Source organism: Pseudomonas sp. BS3782 TE3695, assembly GCF_050435305.1.
GTDB lineage: Bacteria > Pseudomonadota > Gammaproteobacteria > Pseudomonadales > Pseudomonadaceae > Aquipseudomonas.
Genome location: NZ_JBNDKB010000001.1, coordinates 2,042,615 through 2,062,193, shown reverse-complemented (window position 1 = coordinate 2,062,193; position 19,579 = coordinate 2,042,615). Strand labels below are relative to the sequence as shown.

At 55.8% G+C, this 19,579-nt stretch carries 12 protein-coding genes; 5 read left to right on the top strand and 7 right to left on the bottom strand.

Going from position 1 to position 19,579, the window contains the following annotated elements; genetic code table 11:
• Nucleotides 1-1,124: 1,124 nt before the first annotated feature.
• Together ABH909_RS09380 and ABH909_RS09375 are read left to right on the top strand one after the other, a co-directional pair.
• The gene (locus ABH909_RS09380) at nt 1,125-4,238 is read left to right on the top strand and encodes a transglycosylase domain-containing protein (protein ID WP_429432517.1); all 3,114 of its coding nucleotides are present in this window, start codon (nt 1,125-1,127) and stop codon (nt 4,236-4,238) included.
• A 171-nt stretch (nt 4,239-4,409) separates the two neighbouring features.
• Nucleotides 4,410-9,074, top strand: a complete 4,665-nt coding sequence (locus ABH909_RS09375) for a dermonecrotic toxin domain-containing protein (RefSeq protein ID WP_429432514.1) — start codon at nt 4,410-4,412, stop codon at nt 9,072-9,074.
• 63 nt (nt 9,075-9,137) lie between these two features.
• Here ABH909_RS09375 and ABH909_RS09370 read toward each other — a convergent pair whose 3' ends face one another.
• The 5 genes from ABH909_RS09370 to ABH909_RS09350 all read right to left on the bottom strand — a co-directional run bounded on the left by ABH909_RS09370 (nt 9,138) and on the right by ABH909_RS09350 (nt 14,936).
• The gene (locus ABH909_RS09370) at nt 9,138-10,388 is read right to left on the bottom strand and encodes a hypothetical protein (RefSeq protein WP_429432511.1); all 1,251 of its coding nucleotides are present in this window, start codon (nt 10,386-10,388) and stop codon (nt 9,138-9,140) included.
• A 61-nt stretch (nt 10,389-10,449) separates the two neighbouring features.
• The gene (locus ABH909_RS09365) at nt 10,450-10,938 is read right to left on the bottom strand and encodes a CS1 type fimbrial major subunit (RefSeq protein ID WP_429432508.1); all 489 of its coding nucleotides are present in this window, start codon (nt 10,936-10,938) and stop codon (nt 10,450-10,452) included.
• Nucleotides 10,939-11,029: 91 nt separating this feature from the next.
• On the bottom strand, nt 11,030-11,770 hold the full coding sequence (locus ABH909_RS09360) for a molecular chaperone (protein ID WP_429432506.1): 741 nt from the start codon (nt 11,768-11,770) through the stop codon (nt 11,030-11,032).
• Between the two features lie 41 nt (nt 11,771-11,811).
• Nucleotides 11,812-14,334 (bottom strand): TcfC E-set like domain-containing protein, encoded by a 2,523-nt coding sequence (locus ABH909_RS09355; protein ID WP_429432503.1) that lies wholly within the window; start codon nt 14,332-14,334, stop codon nt 11,812-11,814.
• 110 nt (nt 14,335-14,444) lie between these two features.
• Nucleotides 14,445-14,936: a CS1 type fimbrial major subunit gene (locus ABH909_RS09350; RefSeq protein ID WP_429432500.1), complete on the bottom strand. Its 492-nt coding sequence runs from the start codon at nt 14,934-14,936 to the stop codon at nt 14,445-14,447.
• Nucleotides 14,937-15,449: 513 nt separating this feature from the next.
• Between ABH909_RS09350 and ABH909_RS09345 the strand changes: the two genes are divergently transcribed.
• Nucleotides 15,450-16,031: a PadR family transcriptional regulator gene (locus ABH909_RS09345; RefSeq protein ID WP_429432497.1), complete on the top strand. Its 582-nt coding sequence runs from the start codon at nt 15,450-15,452 to the stop codon at nt 16,029-16,031.
• The gene (locus ABH909_RS09340; RefSeq protein WP_429432494.1) at nt 16,028-16,819 is read left to right on the top strand and encodes a siderophore-interacting protein; all 792 of its coding nucleotides are present in this window, start codon (nt 16,028-16,030) and stop codon (nt 16,817-16,819) included. The genes ABH909_RS09345 and ABH909_RS09340 overlap by 4 nt, the downstream gene beginning before the upstream one ends.
• A 132-nt stretch (nt 16,820-16,951) precedes the next feature.
• Here ABH909_RS09340 and ABH909_RS09335 read toward each other — a convergent pair whose 3' ends face one another.
• Both ABH909_RS09335 and ABH909_RS09330 read right to left on the bottom strand, forming a co-directional pair.
• A complete protein-coding gene (locus ABH909_RS09335; protein WP_429432492.1) occupies nt 16,952-17,602 on the bottom strand; it encodes a Pr6Pr family membrane protein in 651 nt (216 codons plus the stop codon).
• A gap of 2 nt (nt 17,603-17,604) precedes the next feature.
• Entirely contained in the window at nt 17,605-17,835 is a 231-nt protein-coding gene (locus ABH909_RS09330; protein ID WP_429432489.1) for a VF530 family DNA-binding protein, read from the bottom strand.
• A 339-nt stretch (nt 17,836-18,174) separates the two neighbouring features.
• Here ABH909_RS09330 and ABH909_RS09325 point away from each other — a divergent pair, with 339 nt between their 5' ends.
• On the top strand, nt 18,175-19,557 hold the full coding sequence (locus ABH909_RS09325) for a carbohydrate porin (RefSeq protein WP_429432487.1): 1,383 nt from the start codon (nt 18,175-18,177) through the stop codon (nt 19,555-19,557).
• Nucleotides 19,558-19,579: the final 22 nt, after the last annotated feature.

Here is a 19,579-nt window from a genome sequence, read left to right as displayed (position 1 = left end):
AGAAACCTGTGGCGAGGGAGCTTGCTCCCGTTCGGCTGCGCAGCAGTCGTAAAACCGGCGAACGATATTGATCAGACAAAGCGCGATGCCAAGATAAGGGGCTGCTTCGCTGCCCAGCGGGAGCAAGCTCCCTCGCCACGAAAGCTCTGTTTCCAATTGGATGGCGATTACCTTCTGCATGCCTGCTGACGTTGAACCCCGCCCCGAAGAAACCTGTGGCGAGGGAGCTTGCTCCCGCTCGGCTGCGCAGCAGTCGTAAAACCGGCGAACGATATTGATCAGACAAACCGCGATGCCAAAGACAAGGGGCCGCTTCGCTGCCCAGCGGGAGCAAGCTCCCTCGCCACGAAAGCTCTGTTTCCAATTGGATGGCGATTACCTTCTGCATGCCTGCTGACGTTGAACCCCGCCCCGAAGAAACCTGTGGCGAGGGAGCTTGCTCCCGTTCGGCTGCGCAGCAGTCGCAAAACCGGCGAACGATATTGATCAGACAAACCGCGATGCCAAAGACAAGGGGCCGCTTCGCTGCCCAGCGGGAGCAAGCTCCCTCGCCACGAAAGCTCTGTTTCCAATTGGATGGCGATTACCTTCTGCATGCCTGCTGACGTTGAACCCCGCCCCGAAGAAACCTGTGGCGAGGGAGCTTGCTCCCGTTCGGCTGCGCAGCAGTCGCAAAACCGGCGAACGATATTGATCAGACAAAGCGCGATGCCAAGATAAGGGGCTGCTTCGCTGCCCAGCGGGAGCAAGCTCCCTCGCCACGAAAGCTCTGTTTCCAATTGGATGGCGATTACCTTCTGCATGCCTGCTGACGTTGAACCCCGCCCCGAAGAAACCTGTGGCGAGGGAGCTTGCTCCCGCTCGGCTGCGCAGCAGTCGTAAAACCGGCGAACGATATTGATCAGACAAAGCGCGATGCCAAGACAAGGGGCTGCTTCGCTGCCCAGCGGGAGCAAGCTCCCTCGCCACAGGTCACAAATCACAAGTCACAAGTCACACAGGTCACAAGCCACAAGGAATAGCGGGAACTCGATATCTGGTTGTTCACAATTTCCTCACCAACGCCAACCACCGTCTAAGCTTCAAGCAAGTCCGATCAATCTGCGTGAATGGATCAGTCGACTATGGGCGCTTTGTGGCAAACCGATTCGAGTAAAACCGTGGTTCCGACTGAACGAGTGGATGAAGCGCCTTTACCTGAGAAACCCCGTCGCTCCCGGCACGGCTGGGGGGCTTTCTGGTTGCTGTTGCTGATTATCCTGATTGTCCTGGGCCTCGCCGCGGCCAAGGAAATGCGCACCTCCAAGTTTCAGGCCCGGGAAATCAGTCAATACGCCGCCTCGCTGAAGTATGAGCTGAAACCCGGGCCCAGCGATGCGATTCGTTACCCTGGCGCAGGCCCGTTCGATCAGCGTTTGGGTTACAGCGCCATGGACGAGTTTCTACCGCGCCTGCTCAAGCGTGATTACGTAATAGCAGCACAAACCCGCTTTTCCCCAGCGCTGATGGACTACACCGAGAAGGGTTTTTTTGTGCCCTATGCCGAAAAAATCCAGGCCGGGCTGTCGATCACCGATTGCCGCGCGGCCCCGCTGTACCAGTTCAAGTACCCGCAGCAACTCTATTCAAGCTTTGCCGCGATCCCGCCGGTCGTGGTCAGCAGCTTGCTGTTTATCGAGAATCGGTTTTTGCTCGATCCCCGCCAGCCTCAGGCCAACCCCGCCGTGGACTGGCCGCGGTTCGGCAAGGCGGCGTGGTCCCAAGTGGCCAAACTGTTGGGCCTGCCCGGTCAGTCGGCGGGCGGCAGTACGCTGGCCACGCAACTTGAGAAGTATCGGCATTCGCCCGATGGCTTGACGGTGTCGGGCGCGGAAAAAATCCGCCAGATGATTTCCGCCAGCGTGCGCGCCTATCAGGCGGGGCCGGAAACCCTTCAGGCGCGACAAAACGTGATTCGCGACTACCTCAACAGCGTTCCTCTGTCGGCGGTACCGGGCCACGGTGAAGTGCATGGCATGGCTGAAGGTTTGCGTGTCTGGTACGGCGCCGACTTCAACAAGGCCAACGAACGGTTGGCCAGCACCGACACCGACCCGCAAAGCCTGTCGGAAAAAGGCCTGGCCCTGCGGGAAATGCTGTCACTGATGATTGCTCAGCGCCGCCCTTCCCATTACTTGACCAAGGGCCGTGATGAATTGGCCAGCCTCACCGACAGCCATATTCGCCTGCTGTCGCAAAACGGCGTGATCGATGCGCCACTCGCCACGGCGGCATTGGCCAGTAAAGTGATTTACCGCGACTGGGCCACCCAACCCACCATTCAGCCTATCGAGACCAACAAAGGCATCAGTGTGGCGCGCAGCCGCCTGGCTGGTTTGCTCAATCGTCCGCTGTATGATCTCGACCGCCTCGACCTGTCCGCCACCAGCACCTTGCAAGGCGAACTGCAAACCCAGGCCACCGCGTACCTCAAGCATCTAGCCGATCCAGCTTATGCAGCGGAAATCGGCCTGATCGGCGAACGCCTGCTCACCCCCACCAACACCGCGCAGGTGCGCTACAGCTTCACCCTGTTCGAACTGACCCCGGACGGTTCGCGCGTGCGGGTGCAAACCGACAGCACCGACCAGCCATTCGACATCAATGAAGGCAGCAAACTGGAACTGGGCTCCACCGCAAAAATGCGCGTGCTCACCACCTACCTGCAGATCATGGCCGAACTGCACGATCGCTACGCCAGCATGAGCGTCGCCGAACTGAAAAAAACCGAAGTCGCCGACCAGGATCGCCTGTCCCGCTGGGCCGTCGATTATATGATTCAGAACACCGACCGCAGCCTACCGAAAATGCTCGGCGCCGCGCTGGATCGCAAATATTCCGCCAGCCCTGGCGAGGCCTTTTTCACCGGCGGTGGACTGCACACGTTCGTTAACTTTCGCAAGGAAGACAACGGCCGCCTGCCGACCCTGCGCGATGCGCTGCGCGAATCGATCAACCTGCCGTTCATTCGGCTGATGCGTGACCTGGTGCGCTACAGCACTTACTCGGGCCCCAACAGCAGCGCCGAATTGCTCAAGGACGACCGCGACCCGAGGCGTCAGGAATACCTGGCCTCATTCGCCGACAGAGAAGGCACTTCATTCCTGCTGAAGTTCTGGAAGAAATACCGCAACAAGGACACCCAGGCGCGGCTCGAGACCTTTCTGCATGGCATGCGTCCGACGCCGATTCGCATGGCCGCCGTGCATCGTTATCTATTCCCCCAGGCCGACCAGGAAGACTTCAACACCTTCGTACGCTCGCACCTCAAAGGCGCCAAGCTCACAGAAAAGCTGACCGATGAACGCCTCGAACGCCTCTACCTGAGTTATGGCCCTGGCAGCTATGACCTGCCGGATCAAGGCTTCATCGCCAAGGTTCACCCGCTGGATCTGTGGCTGATCGGCTACTTGCTGAATAACCCCGACGCCAAGTTCAGCCAGATCGTCAAAGCCAGCCAGTTCGAACGCCAGGAGGTCTACAGCTGGCTGTTCAAAAGCCGTCATAAGGGCGCCCGTGACAGCCGCATCCGCACCATGCTGGAGATCGAAGCGTTCCTCGACATTCACCAGCGCTGGCAGAAAGTCGGCTATCCGTTCGATCACCTGGTGCCATCGCTGGCCACCGCTATCGGCAGCTCGGGCGATCGCCCCGCTGCCTTGGCCGAGTTGATCGGCACCATTCTCAACGATGGTGTGCGGATGCCGACATTGCGGATCGACAGCCTGCACTTCGCGGCAGATACGCCTTATGAAACCCGCCTGATCAACAATCCGATGGTCGGCAAACGAGTGATGCCTTCGGAAGTCGCCGCCGCGATGCGCGAAGCCCTCTCACAAGTGGTGGACGCTGGTACCGCCAAGCGCCTGGCCGGCAGCTTCAAACTGGCCGATGGCAGCCCCTTGCCCATGGGCGGCAAGACCGGTACCGGCGACAACCGCATTGAAGCCATCGGTTCCGGCGGGCGGATTCTCAGTTCCAAATCGATCAACCGCACGGCAACGTTCGTGTTCTTTATCGGCGACAAGCATTTCGGCACCCTCACCGCCTATGTCCCCGGTCGCTCGGCGGAGAATTTCAAATTCACCTCGGCGTTGCCCGCGCAGGTGCTCAAGGGCATGGCGCCGATCCTGTCGCCTTATCTGCAACCGGGCACCCAGACGTTGTGCCAGGGAACGGTGACAACGGCGGGACGCTAAGCTGGATCAACAGAACTATCCGGCGTGGCGGTATCTATCTATTTTTCACTCTTCAATTTTGAGAGGTTCGAGTCGAATCCGGCGTCATTACAAACGTATATTTGAGCTTTTTTTGCGCAAGCTGCTTACCTAGTCTGGTCGCTCCACTATTGATCAATGGACGATCAAGCAATGCCCAATTCAAACCTGGCAAGTCAACGGCCAGATCAGACCCCAAGCGCTCTACCCGATAAAAGCATCCACTACGAGTTGGTCAAGAAAGCCATCCCTGCCTGGCTGCTGAACGCTTCAGCGTCACGAATCGAGGCGTTGAAATCCGTCGGGCTGACGATTCCGCACTGGCACAAGGACGCTTCTGCCGCCGCACACCGCAACTTGAACAATGAACTCAAACTCAACTGGAACGCGCAAAACAGCGTGGATCAGGCCCTGAGCAACCTGCAAGATGTCTACGCCTTTGCCAAACCCATGCTGCAACAGGCGCTGAAAGACCGTTTCGGCATAGACGACGATGTCGAGCAGACTTGGCTGCGACTGTATGCACCGGCGAAAACCTCGTGGTGGGTGCATGACTTTGCCTCCGGAATGCAAAGCCGAACCGTTTCCTTGCTTGATGCCGCACTGCATAACTTTTCGAACAGTGAAACATTCACCGCAGACTCCGAGTTCATCACCCGGCCCGATACTCGGGGTCATTTCGCAATCAAACGCCTCAAGCACAAAATGAGCATCGATCAGTTCAAGTCACTGTGTCGCGACCTGGACATCGGCGCTCGATACGAACAACACCTGAACGCGTTTTTACTGTCGCCCAATCGAGTAGCCAGCAATGTCTTGCGCCACAAAGTCATTCTCAGCCAGAAAAGCGCGCTGAATGTCGCCGCGCGAATGGCCCTGATGAAGAAAGATATCGGGCAACACGCCTATAACGTTGTGCAAGGGATGCTCGATGACCGTGCAAATCTGAAATGGAACGGTCAACCGGTCAGCTACTACAACCTGTCGATGATGGATGTTGCGCTGACCGGCATTGTTCTGATCGCAGCGGATCTATCTACCGCCACCCCCCCTGTCCCCGTGATTGCGTACGTGCCCCATGACCCGGAACACCCTCTCAAGGAATACCCGTCGTCGCTCGAGTTCATGGCAGAGCTGACCCGTCAGCTGCGTGGCACGCCTCCAGGCGGAAACTATCAGCAGTTTTTCAGCCAGTTCGTCGCCCATCAGCAACGAGGGCATTTTTTTGCCGGGTTGAATGATCGACTGAGCAAAGTGAAATGGCAGCCAGCTCCGCCGGGTTCCGGCTTGCCCAGTTGGCGCGACACCCCTGTGGATAATCCGAACCTTCAGTTCAGCGTGTTGAAAATCCAGGATGATCGCCAGAACCGCTTCACCGGCGATCTATGGGGCTACTTCTACCGGCAGAAACTGAACAAGATTCTCAACGATGCACGGGAAATCGCGATTTCCACCGAATACGCCGATCGCATGGCTCGCTGGGCATGGTGGGACAATCTGGAGAAAATGCTTTCAGATGTTCTCAACATCGCACTGCTGGTGGCGACGCCGTTTGTTCCCGGTCTGGGCGAGCTGATGCTGGCCTACACCGCGTATCAACTGACCGATGAGGTGGTCGAGGGCCTGGTCGACCTGGCCGAAGGAAGGCTGGCCGAAGCAGGCGAGCAGACCCTCGGCGTGCTGGAAAGCGTCGTACAACTGGGTACCTTCGCGGCGGCGGGCACGCTCGGCAATGTCGCACGAGCGAAGCTCTCACCATTTTTCGAGAGCCTGAAACCAGTGCAGTTGCCTGATGGGCAGACGCGGTTATGGAATCCTGACCTATCCCCCTATCAGCAGCCTGATCTGGTCCTACCGGCGAACGCCCGGCCCAATGAACTGGGCATTTACCAGCATCAGGATCAACGTATTCTGCGGTTGGACGATAGGCACTTCGAAATCCGGGAGGACCCGCTCACCGGGCAACACCGCATCCAGCATCCGCGACGCGACGACGCCTATGCACCGACCTTGCGGCACAACGGCCAGGGTGCGTGGGTCAGCGAAACGGAAAACCCGCGCGAGTGGGAAGGCTCGACATTGATGAGGCGTATCGGTCACGCCACCGACACTTTCAACGACGAACAACTGGAACAGATCCGCCGGATCAGCGGTACTGATGAAGGCCTGCTGCGCAGGATGCATGTCGAAAACACTCCACCGCCGCCACTGCTGACCGATACCCTGCAACGTCTTGGTGCTGCCGACAGCACCACAGTCGCGTTGTCCCCCGAAATCATCTTGCTGTTCAGTGACTTCCCCGAGCTGCCTGCCCGTGTCGTGGAAAACATCATGGCGGGCGCAACACCTTCGGAGCATCAACAGATGAAGCAGAATCTTAAGCTTCCTTTGCGCCTCAAGACCCAGGCCAGAGAGCTTGATTTCGAAACGCAATCGGTCCGCGCCGCCCAAGGCCTATACCACGACGCATTGAGCAATATCAAAACCGAACGCCTGGCACTGGGGGCGTTGCAGCTCCATACCGATATGTTTGGCGACCTGCGTATTGAAATCCGTCAGGGTACGTTCGACGGCGAGCTGCGTTGCAGTGCCGGGCCCGATAGCGCAACGCAGGTTCGGGTATTGATTCGAGACGACTCGGGGAAATATCAGGTCCGTGATGCTTCGGATCAACCTGTCCATGAAACTGATGCTTTTTTTGAGGTCCTGCTGCATGCCATGGGCAAGGAAGGAAGGAAAGCATTGGGGTACAAACCAGGCGATGCCGAGTTTTTCAGGCAATGGGTCATTGCGAAGTCAGCACCACCCAGCGAGCGCAGGACCCTCCTCGCCAGCCCGCCCATACGCCCGGTTGCCGAGCATGAAACGATGCTGTTGGTTCGTGGCGGTGGACTCAGCAAGGAAGGAAAAACTCTGCACGAACGCATTCAGGATCTTCATCCGCACTTTAGCGAGGCTGAGGTTGAGGCGTTTGCTAATGCTTTGAGCGCCAGAGGTGAACCGCTTAACGCAATAGGCGAGCAAGAAACAGATCTCGCTGAGTTACGAGGGATACTCGATCGCTGGGAGCGTCAGCAACCCTATAGCCCGATTTCGGATAACACTGGATTTCTAAGTGGTGGGGGACGTCACATCGTCGAACGACTTATTGATTGTTTTGAGCGAAAAAACACTGAGCTCGGCAGCCGCACTGATCCGTCATCCTACTCGCTCGATCTCTCCAGAGAGTTGCTACCGCTAGATTTGGAAACTTGGTGGTCAAAGCGTCCGGCGCTAAAAAAATATCTCAACAAAGTCACGGTCCTTAAACTCGACAACACAAGATTTTCACCCGAGCAATACACGCTGTTGTATAACTTTCCAAATCTTCGGGAACTCAGCGCCAAGCGCTGCGAGCTGAGGGGGCTGCCAATGGATATCGGCGCTATGCATTACCTTGAGCGTCTGCGCTTGGGTGATAACTCGATTACCTTGAGCCATCGCTCTGTCGAGAAACTGAGTAATCTGACCTATCTGGAAACAATTGAGCTAGACAACAATCCTCTACTCCTACGGCCCGATATTGCGCGCATGCCCAGGCTAAAACTCCTCGGGCTGAGGAACACCGGCCTCACTGATTTCCCCATAGGAATCTTTGCAAGAAACAGGACTTTGGATTTTGTTTTGGATATGCGGGGCAATCCGATCAATCAGTTACCTCATGTGATTCCTGGATCGACAGAAGCATGGACAGTAGCCCGAACACGCCTCGATATCGAAAATTTATCGACTATCAACCGGCTGATGTTTAATGAGATACGTCAGCAATTAGGCCTCCCCAACGAGATAGGCGCGCAATCTCCAACCGACGTTCCATCCGGCATACCTATATGGACCAGTGCTCGCGAAGTGGACGCGGAACGTGTTAAACATTGGGAAGAACTGAAACACGAACCCAACGCTGAGCCTTTTATGTCTTTCATAAATGGGGCGCGGCACTTCGCCGATTATCAGACTGGCGGTGAAGCACGGACACAACTACTAGAGCGCCTCTGGCGTATGCTTGATGCTGTCTGCATCGATACTAAGCTGAGAGAAAAACTGTTTGTTATGGCGGGGGACCCGGTGAGATGTGCCGATGCTGGTGCGCAATTGTTCAACAACATGGGCATCGAAGTACTCGCCTTCGAGGCATATTCCCGCTCCACGAATCCCGCGGAGCTTGAAAGTAAACTTGTGACACTCACCAAAGGTTCGGCACGCTTGGAACTGGTCAATGATATCGCCCGGGCCGACATGAGCAATCGTTCAGGTAACCCAGACGAAGTTGAAGTTTACTTGGCCTATCAGACTGGTTTGGCCAAACGTTTGGGCCTGCCCTGGCAATCTGAAGACATGCTTCACAGACCGGTAGCTGGAGTCACCGATGCCATGATCGACGACGCCTACAACACGGTTCTTTCCTTAGAGAAAGGGGATGGCCTCGTCAACAAAATGCTTGAACTGGATTTTTGGGAGGGCTTCCTCCGTGAAACGTACCCTTCGCAGTTCGAAGAAAACAAACAGCTCTATCTTAGTAAGTCAGAGCAAATCGAGACCCTGCGAACCGCTCAACTCGAATGGGTCAACTCGTCAACATTAACGGAGGCGCAACGCAGCGACCTGCGAAACAGGCTCAAGGAACTCATGACCGACGTACCTATTTTGGAGAACGTAGTTTTTGCCGACGAGCCGATCAGCGAGGCAACTTACAATCGCATACTCATTGACCTGGGAGATAACGAAAAATACTTATCGAGACGTTTGACCCGCGCCGCCCTTACTAGAGCTGAGGTGTAACAGAGCGATACTTAGAAGCGCCCCAGAAACATCCCAACAAGATGCTTTCAGAGGCGAATCTATTCAACCAACTTCCGAATCCCAGATCACCGTGGCAGTACCTGAATAGGTACTGCCGCCGTACTGCAACATTTCCTCAACATCAGCTTTTTGCACTTCGAAATGCAAGGTCCCAGGTTTGCGGTCCACATAATATCCGGGCAAGAATTTCTCGGTGCTGACGCCGTCCAAACGTAGCGGCAAGCGGTGCACCGCTCTTCCGGTATCGTCAGTCAAACCAGTGGGTAAACTGACCAGGATATCCATTGGCACTTGGTGGTTGTCGGCGTTTTTCAACGCGCACGTGTTACCTGCCTCCAGGCCACACTCCAAGCGCATCTTGAATCGTGAAGATGCTGAGATGTTGAACGTTTGATCCCTGAACAGCCTTGAAGGCTTACGCCCTTGATGCAGCCAAGCCTGCCATCCGCCCTGAGGCAAAAGCTCGATTCTGTTGCCACCCGGCGGGATTTCAACCTTGAGCGAATGCATGACATCAAGGATGAAATTCAGGGTGATCGCATTGTCATTAGGGATCAGTACATTACCCATGTCGAAATCCATGCCCGGACCCGCTGTGTAGGTAAGTGAGCCCTTGTACTCGCCCGCAGACATTACCAAGGGATTGGGTGTCTTGAGTTCGTAGGCGTATTCAACCGTACTAAAATTGAACCAAGGAATTGTAACAGACGGCGCTCTACTGCACGCGCCAGCACCTTCAGGAACGATCCAAAAAAAGAACGATTGTGCGACACCCGCATATGCCAATCCTGTACTGGTACAGGGAGCCGGCGCGTTGCTCCATTGCCTGTTCCAGTAAATTCCTGGCTTGCCCCAGGCACTAACCCCCGGTGGCCTCGCCATCTTCCATTCGCCCCCAATGCCTGCGACCCGCATCTGGACAATCTCGCGTTCACCTGTCCTCGTGTGAACAACTTCCAGATCCCGCCAGTTCGAAGGCACATTGAAGGTCGCACCCTGTCGTGGATCTGTATGTTCGGCGGGAATAGGTTGTATTGAATTAAACCTCAGGCCAGGTACGCGCAGGCTAAATATACCCAGACTCTTGCAGCGAGGTGCCATATGGTTCGGGCACACACCACTTTCCGGGGTTGTGTTGACAAACTTGTTGAGCATTGGGTTCGCCGGATCAGGCACAAAAACTGCCCGGATCTCTTGCGCAACCGCATTGGCGACAGGGGTATGAAATACGGCCAGCAGGCCTACTGCCACAGAAACGGCAGCGATTGTTTTTAGTGAAAAAAATAGATTCATTGTCGGTTAACCTGAAATTTCAACGTGACGGCAACGCCCCATCACTTATCGCCAAACAACATTAAGGTGCGATTGCCTCAAAAATCATATGCACACTGCCGAAATACTCACCGGGCTTATAACCGTCATCGGGCTTGAGTGCGGCAATCACCAACTCCACACGCTTACCGGCCTTCCCGTCCAGTTCCGAAATGACTTCAGAGTTATCCACACTGAGTTTTATTCGATTGAACTGGACCTCCAACGCGATGTTGTCCATATCTCTACCATTATGTATGTAAGGCTCTGCACTCAATCGGGCAGCGATTCCACCGTTAGTGTTTTTGACATCGAAATGTTTGCGAAGCGGGCTTAACTCCTCCGAGGTCAGATTCCAGTCCAGTTTCTGCTCACGGCCAATCCAGCCAGGGTCCACTGGCAATACATAAAACTCCGGGGTCGGGATAGTCACCGAAACCTCAAACGTCTCGCGCTCTACAGTGGCGTACGCACAAACGCTGGCCATCGTCAAAAAAACCATTGAAGTGACAGTTATTAAGGTTTTAAACATGCTGATCACCTTACATTTCAATTCCCGTTAAAAAGACAGGCCGAATTGGGATAACCTGACCCTCACCCAGCCTGTTCAGAAAAACGTGGGGCTATCCCTTCACTTCCAGCTTTTTGGTCGCCGTTCCTTCAATAACCGTAAAACGGTATTCACGACCGGGCAGTTTTTCGAACTGGAAAGCCCGACCGGCAAGAATGTGATGTTTGGTGGTAGGCTGACAGTCCTGCTCGTTTTTCACTGAACAGTCCTTGAACTCGTCGATTACCACCACGGTATTGCCATTGTTGCGAATCCGATAGTTGCCTGCGCTGTTCTCGATCACGCTGTCAAAACGTGTCTCCTTGGGTCGCACGAAAAAAACCGCGCCATAACCGGCCAATACGGTGACTCCTGCGGACAGGGCCTTCTTGTATTCCTCACGCTCTTGGCTGGAAACCACAAACTCATCTTCTTTCTCGGGCACTACCGGTACGAATCGCACCCGAAAATAACGCTCCCTGTCACGCTCACCCATGTACAGCAAACGAGTGCCTTGCATGCCATTGGCCGGCACAATCAGGCGCGCCGGGCTGGCCATCAAACCATCCCGGGCGCTGGCGTCGGCCTGAGTCTTGAGCGGCACTTCCCGCGAAGTGCCATCGGCGTCATAGAGGATTTCGAGGATGTTGACCTTGACGAATGCGGTGCTGTCGCCACCGTTGAACACACGCTTCAAATAAGTACTTTTGTCCCCGTCCAGATAGTCATAAACGGTACCTATATTGATGCTCGGGGCGGCATTAGCCGACGTGGTAAAAAAGCAAAAACCAAACACTGCCATCAGGCGTTTCATAATTTGTAACCTCGAAGATCAATTACGTTCAAACCAGGTCATCAACCTGCCGACCGAGCCATAAAATTCGCGTCCGCCAACGTATCGGGCGTGCACCGTAAATCGCCGATCATCAATACATTGTTTTCTGTGCGCCCGCGGCTCGGGTCCAGGCGGAACTGACACAGCAGTTGATTACCGTGGCGCACTTCTAGCGTCGGTGAACCGGCGTTCATTTCCATCGAGAAGAACCCATCCACTTCGCTCACGCCACGGCTGGCGTGGTTGATGATGTGGTGCCCCTTGAGCGGATTGCCCTGAGGGTCGATAAGACGCCCCAGCACAGTGAGTGTTTTCATCACGCGGACCTGTCGATATTCCACACCGCCCTTGTTCAGGTGATAACTGGAACGGGCCGGCTGGATGGTTGCGGCGGGCACATGATTGCCCTCGAAATCGAAACTCACGGAGCTGCTTTTGTAAGCCGTAATCGGCACAAAGTTGCGCCCTGGCCGAAGAACCGCACTGCCGCCACTCAAATCGTCGGCACGCAGGACGACGTCATCGATGTCCGATTCCACATCAATGATCATGCCGGCGCCGTTGCGGTGATACTGGCTGGTCATGACCATTTTTTGTCTCCCAACGGCCACGGTGCTGTCTAGGTTCAGGCCGCCGGTGATGTCATTGTTGAAGGACGAACGCTGGATAAAACCATCGCCATTGACCCAGTCCGAGGACATGGCTGCCATTGCGTTCAATCCGACTCCGTAGGTGTCGGTGATCGCCGTGGCCGATACACTTTGCAGCAAGTGATCCTGCAGGTCTTTGCGGTAGGTGATCGAAGCGTTGTTATCGCGCCCCCCCTCACGGGCGGTGCGCGTTCCGATGGTGCCGGAGATCTGTTCGCCCGGGCCGCCAAGCGCGATGTTCACGCTCAGATCGATCCCGCGATTGCGACTGTCTCCCGAACTGAAACTGCCCGGTCGATCGAACAACGACAGTCGCCAGTTGGCGTCACTGCCGAACAGTTGGGTGCGCTGAGTCCATCCCAGATCCACACCCACGCCTTCGGTGTTGCCCTCACTATGAGACACCCGGGCATTGACCGAACTTTTACTGGTAAGCCGATGATTGAGCGACAACGACGAGTTGCTGGTCTGGCCAACAAACACATTGCGCTGACGCACTCGGGTGCCATCGGGCAAGGTGTCGTAGAGTCGAGTAGTGTCGAGCCAGCTGCGGTTGTGGCTGGCGACGATGCTGCCATTTCCATAGGAATACAGCCCCTGCACATCAAGGCCGGTGCCGTAGTCTTCGGTCTGATAGACGTTGGTATAGAAACTGGCGTTGTTAACGATGGCCCAATCGATGGATGTGCCGTATTGCAGGCTGTCTCGTACCTGCCGGCCGGTCAGGCCGAGAATTACTCGCGGATGCAGCAGGAAGTTGAACGCCGCGCCGGCGGTCATATCGCCATCGCCCTGCTCTTCCCAATTACTGAGCAGTTTGGATTCACGGCCGGCAAAAAGGTTGTAGCGCCAGCGCTCGTCGTGGTTGCGCCAGTTGTTCGGCTTGTAGACCAGCTCCTGGGTACTGGAGGTGATTTGACCGTCTTCGATCAAGCGTACTTCCACTTCGTAGATCCCGCCCGGTAATGGCCTTGTATCGAGTGTCTGTAAACCGGCAGGGACCGCCTGGGTATTGATCAGCAAACCGTCGCGATAGATCTCCACCGAGCCTTGCCGATTTGCCGTGACGTAGATCGGGTAAACGGCTGGTTTCGGGTTACTGATAGCTAGGCTGTCGGAGCTACCATACATGACGCCTAAAGCTGTGTCGGGACTTGCGCCAAACGTGCGCGGCTGTCGCGTCAGCCCTTCGGAAGAAGGCGTGAAATAGCCTAGACGAAGAAAATTTCCTTCCAGCTCGCGCTGGGTGTAAAGCTCATGCACGGCGTGATAGAGCTGATTATCCATGCCACCCAGTCGAGACAACTGCATATTGACCGCCTGGGTCCAGTTGCCGAGGCTGCTGCTGGCCTCTAGACCATAGCGCCCGCCCAGGTCCTGATTCTGGCCGCCGTTGAGGTTCAACTGGTTACGCACGATCAGGCCGGTGCTACCGCCTTCTGGCAGGTTGTAATAACGCTGCACTTGGTCATCGCGCTCGGCATTTTCCGTGAGGATAGAAACCAATGAGTTTTCAAGGCTGTAGTGCACCGCTAGTAACTGTTCCGGGCATTTGCCTTGGCATGCGCCGAGAGCCACACCTTGGTTCATATAATTCGACCAGGTGTCGCGCTCACTGGACTTGATCGTGCTGTCGCTGACATCGGTAAATTCAACAAGGGTAATGCGATCGTCGCGAGTTAGAACCACCATCGCCTCACCGAGAAACTGTTGGTCAAGTTCCACTCGCACTGCTAACGGCACATCAAAAAAATGCTCTTCAAACTCCGCTGGTAAACCTTTGGCCTGAGCCAGAAGGCTTCGAGGTGTATGACCGTTTTCCGTTGGCGCGGCCACAGCGTTCGCACAGAAAAAAAAGGCAAGCGCCGTCGCGATGGGAATCATCGGAAACATGAACGAAACACTCTAAATATAAACAAGCTGAACCCGATCGACAGGAAAAGGTTGCCTGCCGATCGGTAAGTATTATCAAAAAAAGGACCAGCCTTAGTTAATAATCAGTATTACTGAGTAATTCTAGGAATGGCGTCAAAGATCACTACTGGCGTGGCGGTAAACAGGCCATGCTGACCGTCGGCCGGTTTGGCCGCTGCGATCACCAGATCCGCCTGCATGCCACCATTAGACTCAGTGTCTCCTACCACTTCTTGCGAAACACCCGTCAGGGTTTGCCCATTGAAGGTATAAGTTAGCTCGATTGTACTATTGCCATTGGACAGAGGCTGCGGACCGCCTTCAACATAGGCGCCGACTGACCCGTTAGTGTGCTGAACGTCATAGGTGGCACGCAAAGGGGTCAATGTACCAGCCCCCAAGACGTAAGCCATTTTCTCATCTTTACCGAAGTTTGGATCCCGCGGCTGAGCGTGGAAAACCTTGCTTGGGATGGTGGCACTAATATTGATGGACGTGCGCGCCTCCTCCACGGCAAACGCCATGGAAGAACTCAGTGCCAGAACAGCCAAAGGAGCAGCAAACGCGATTTTCTTGAACATTATTCAGTACCTGTCTTTTAAAAGAGTCGAGTCATTAAAAGTTTCAGGAGAGCTAACAGTCACGAGCAGCTAGCTATTCCCCTCAACCTCCAACGCCGAAGAATGATCGGCCAATCGATCTGGAAAGTAAGCAGGCAAGTTCCTCAAAGTGCGTAGGCAAAGTGCCGCGACTGTGGAAAGAAAAATACTCAAATATTGATAAAGTCGCTGTTCGACTGTCAGAACAAGACTACATAAAGCCAATACACTGGCAATAAAGGTCGACAATGGCACTATCATTTCCGTAGGAGGGATATTACAAAGCTAATGAATTAAGGTGTGAATCGTCACTTTAGAGAGTTAACACTAATTTCAACTTGTTCGCCCGTTTTAAAATCCGATTTTGAAGCGCCGAAAACGCCATTTTCAGTGACGGCCGCGCTCTGCGTTGTGAACAGCCGTTGGTCGGGGGACCTTGCGAACCTCTCAAGATATATCTTAAGTTGTATCTAAACACGACGAGAGAAAGCAGAAATGAGAGACCATCATTCCCCCCATCGCGAACACGGTGACAGCCGTGACGGCTTCGAAAAACGCCCCGGTCCTGGCCGCGAACGTGGTGGGCGCGGCCCCCGGGTATTCGCCCCCGGTGATCTGAAACTATTGCTGTTGGCGCTGATCGCCGAGCAGCCGTGCCATGGCTATGACCTTATCCGCCAGATCGAAAGCATGTTCGACGGCGCTTACAGCCCCAGCCCCGGCGTGATCTACCCGACCCTGACCTTCCTTGAAGAAAGCGAAATGATCCTGGGCGATGCCGAAGGCGGAAAAAAACGCTACAGCATCACCGACGCCGGACGTCTGTCTTTAAGTGAACAAGCGATTGCCCTGGACGGCGTGCGCATGCGCATCGAAGTCAGCAAGCGTTCGTTGCGCGGCCATGACCGCCCCGCCGAAATTCACGAGGCGGTGCACAACCTGCGCCATGCCTTGCAAATGCACCACGGCCGCTGGAGCCCGGAAGAAATCCTGCGGGTGCGCGATCTGCTCAACAACACCGCCAAGGCCATCGTCGATGGCCCTGCTGTTCAACCTGTTCAGGAGAAAACGGAATGAGCGACATGATCCTGCAATCGCCCTCCATTCACCGCGTCATGCATGAGCTCAAACGCCGTCGCCTGGAAGTGGTGCGAGTGGTCGACCTGACCCCGCGTATGCGCAGGATTACGCTAGGTGGTCCTGAGCTGGCGGGCTTCGTCAGCCTCGGAACGGACGACCATGTAAAACTGCTGTTTCCCCAAAACGCGGCAGAACAGGCGGCTCTGGAAAACCTGGTCCTCGGTGCCGGCAAAGACAACGGGCCAATGCCCGCGATGCGTGACTACACGCCACGCCGCTACGACCTGAACACCCTGGAGCTGGACATCGACTTCGTGCTGCACGGCGATGGCCCTGCCTCGACCTGGGCCGAGCAGGCCAAACCTGGCCAATTCCTGCACATCGCAGGGCCACGGGGTTCGATGATCGTGCCGGACATCTTCGACAGCTATCTGCTGATCGGCGACGAAACCGCCCTGCCCGCCATCGCCCGTCGGCTCGAAGGCCTGGCTGCCAATCGGCATGCGCTGGTGATCGTGGAAGTGGAAAACGGCGCCGAACAACAACGCCTGGAAAGCGCTGCCCAGGTCGATGTGATCTGGGTATTGCGTGAAGGAGGCAGGAACAACCTGCTGACCACTGTGCAACAGATCGAGGTGCCCGATGGCAATCTGTATGCGTGGGTGGCGACGGAGTCGAAGCTGTCGCGGCAGATTCGCCGGGTATTGCTCGATGAGCATTGCCTGAACGAGCAATTCGTCAAAGCGGTCGGCTACTGGCGGCTGGATGACAGCGACGAAGAATAAATCGTAAAAGATCGCAGCCTTCGGCAGCTCCTACAGGATTTGTGTTCGCCCGACGATTTACGGGGGTGCACGATTCATATGTAGGAGCTGCCGAAGGCTGCGATCTTTTGATCTTTATCCAACGAACTCCAACTAACGATGAAGACGACGATCCAGTCCAACCACCAACAACGCAATCAGCACAAACCCCGCCAACAATCCCCCGGCATTCACAAACACCTGTGGATAGCCCAGTTTGTCGACATCAATGAACGGATACGGATAAACCGCCAACAGATGCCCGCGCCATAACGCATAGCCGAAATACATCAGCGGATAGATCACCCACAGCGCAATGTGCCCCAGGCGCAACGTACCTTTGGGCACACAGAACCACCAATAAACCAGAAACAGCAGCGGCATGACGTTATGCATCAGCTCATCGGCCAGCCATTGCCAGCCTTCCGGATGCCACAAGTGGCGCAACAACAGGCTGTACGCCACACCGACCACGGCGATGCTCACCGCAATCCCGCTGCTCACCCAGGGCTGCAAAAACCAGCGCCGCGTCGCCGATTCTCGGGACGTCAGTTCACAGGTCAGCACCACCGCCACCAGCGTGTTAGTCAGCACGGTGAAAAAACTGAAAAAACTCACCAGACCACCGAGCAGACTGGCCGCAACACTCCAGCGCAAATAAAGAATCAGGTACAGCTGAATGCTCAAACCCGCCCAGCCCAGAATCGCCGCCACGGCAACACAACGACGCCTCGCGGCAGCACCTGGCGCCGAGGGTTTGACCATGTTCAGAGCGGTCGCTTGGTGCGCATCAGCTTCACGTACAAGCGTTCGACTTTCTCCCGCGCCCACGGGGTTTTGCGCAGGAACGTCAGGCTCGACTTGATGCTCGGGTCACTCTTGAAGCAGCGGATATCGATGCGCTCGGCCAGCCCCGACCATTCGTAGTGTTCAACCAGGGCGTTGAGGATCTGTTCCAGCGTCACCCCGTGCAGCGGGTTGGTGTTCTGTTCGGTCATGCCGGGCCTTCGAGCGAAGTGGGAATTGGAAGCCGCGCACCTTAGCCGAGGGGCTGGTCGGGTGGAAGAGCTCAATGTGTTATCTGATAAATGTAGGTGAACCTGAAAAGATCGCAGCCTTCGGCAGCGCCCACAGGCGCGTAGGAGCTGCCGAAGGCTGCGATCTTTTGATTTTGCTTTGTTCAATGGACTATTACCAAATCCGAAATGATCCATGTCAGTAAAACCCCTTTCTCTATGTGTAACAGAACATTATCCTTACGCCCGTCCAGCTGAAACGCTTCTCCCCTGCTTCATTCAGTTCACCCCTTTTAGAAAAAGACCAAGAATTTCCTTCTCATGCCTGATTTTCAAACCCCGCAAGACAGCGCTGTCTCACTCCCTGTGGCCAGTCGAAAAGCCCTCAACCTGATGGGCGGATTCGCCGCATTGGGCCTCGCCACCTGTACCCAGGCCGCCCCGGCTTTCGATAGCGATTCGCCGTGGATGCTCGGTGACTGGAACGGCACGCGTACCGAACTTTCGGAAAAGGGCTACGACTTCAAGGTTGATTACACCGGTGAAATGGGCAGCAACCTTCACGGCGGTTATGACCATGACCGCACCGCTCGCTACAGCGACCAGTTCGGCTTTGGCACTCATCTGGACTTGCAGAAAATTTTGGGCTGGGACGACGCTGAATTTCAGCTGACCATCACCGAGCGCAACGGCAACAACATCAGCAACGACCGGATCAACGATCCGCGGGTCGGCGGTTTCACCTCGGCTCAGGAAGTCTGGGGCCGCGGCCAGACCTGGCGCCTGACACAGATGTGGTATCAGCAGAAATTCTTCGATCAGAAGCTCGATATCAAAGTCGGCCGCTTCGGCGAGGGCGAAGACTTCAACAGCTTTCCCTGCGACTTCCAGAATCTGGCGTTCTGTGGCTCCCAGGTCGGTAACTGGGCCGGGGACATCTGGTACAACTGGCCGGTCAGCCAGTGGGCGATGCGCATCAAATATCACCTGACGCCGCAGTTGTACACGCAGGTCGGGGTTTACGAGCAAAACCCGTCCAACCTGGATCGCGACAACGGCTTCAAACTCAGCGGCAGCGGCACGCAGGGCGCGATTCTGCCGGTGGAACTGGTCTGGACTCCGAAATTCAATGGCCTGCCGGGTGAATACCGTGCCGGTTATTACTACAGCAATGCCAAGGCCACCGATGTCTACAAGGACAGCAATGGCCAGCCGGCAGCCCTGACTGGCGAGGCTTATCGCAGCGCATCGAGCAAGCACGGTGTGTGGCTCGGTATTCAGCAGCAGCTGACCAGCCGCGCCAGTGACCATTCACGGGGCTTGAGCGTGTTCGCCAACGGCACGATGCACGACAAAAAGACCAACGCCATCGATAACTATGTCCAGGCTGGCGTCGTCTACAAAGGCTTGTTCGATGCCCGCGCCAAGGACGACATCGGTTTTGCCCTGGCCCGTGTCCACGTCAACCCGGCCTACCGCAAGAACGCGGAGGCCACCAATCAGGCCCGCGCCGTCTTCGACTACGACGACCCGTCGTTCCTGCCGCCGCAAGACACCGAGTACAGCGCCGAGCTCTATTACGGCGTGCACGTCACGAACTGGCTGACCGTGCGCCCGAACCTGCAATACATCCGCCATCCCGGTGGCGTGGACAAGGTCGATGACGCGCTGATTGGCGGGATCAAGATCCAGTCATCGTTCTAACTAACGGCACAAAACCTGTGGG

What these genes read in the sequence shown, in the direction of transcription:
- ABH909_RS09380 (WP_429432517.1), top strand. Translation starts at nt 1,125, where the DNA reads ATGGGCGCTTTGTGGCAAACCGATTCGAGTAAAACCGTGGTTCCGACT.
- ABH909_RS09375 (WP_429432514.1), top strand. Translation starts at nt 4,410, where the DNA reads ATGCCCAATTCAAACCTGGCAAGTCAACGGCCAGATCAGACCCCAAGC.
- ABH909_RS09370 (WP_429432511.1), bottom strand. Translation starts at nt 10,388, where the DNA reads ATGAATCTATTTTTTTCACTAAAAACAATCGCTGCCGTTTCTGTGGCA.
- ABH909_RS09365 (WP_429432508.1), bottom strand. Translation starts at nt 10,938, where the DNA reads ATGTTTAAAACCTTAATAACTGTCACTTCAATGGTTTTTTTGACGATG.
- ABH909_RS09360 (WP_429432506.1), bottom strand. Translation starts at nt 11,770, where the DNA reads ATGAAACGCCTGATGGCAGTGTTTGGTTTTTGCTTTTTTACCACGTCG.
- ABH909_RS09355 (WP_429432503.1), bottom strand. Translation starts at nt 14,334, where the DNA reads ATGTTTCCGATGATTCCCATCGCGACGGCGCTTGCCTTTTTTTTCTGT.
- ABH909_RS09350 (WP_429432500.1), bottom strand. Translation starts at nt 14,936, where the DNA reads ATGTTCAAGAAAATCGCGTTTGCTGCTCCTTTGGCTGTTCTGGCACTG.
- ABH909_RS09345 (WP_429432497.1), top strand. Translation starts at nt 15,450, where the DNA reads ATGAGAGACCATCATTCCCCCCATCGCGAACACGGTGACAGCCGTGAC.
- ABH909_RS09340 (WP_429432494.1), top strand. Translation starts at nt 16,028, where the DNA reads ATGAGCGACATGATCCTGCAATCGCCCTCCATTCACCGCGTCATGCAT.
- ABH909_RS09335 (WP_429432492.1), bottom strand. Translation starts at nt 17,602, where the DNA reads ATGGTCAAACCCTCGGCGCCAGGTGCTGCCGCGAGGCGTCGTTGTGTT.
- ABH909_RS09330 (WP_429432489.1), bottom strand. Translation starts at nt 17,835, where the DNA reads ATGACCGAACAGAACACCAACCCGCTGCACGGGGTGACGCTGGAACAG.
- ABH909_RS09325 (WP_429432487.1), top strand. Translation starts at nt 18,175, where the DNA reads ATGCCTGATTTTCAAACCCCGCAAGACAGCGCTGTCTCACTCCCTGTG.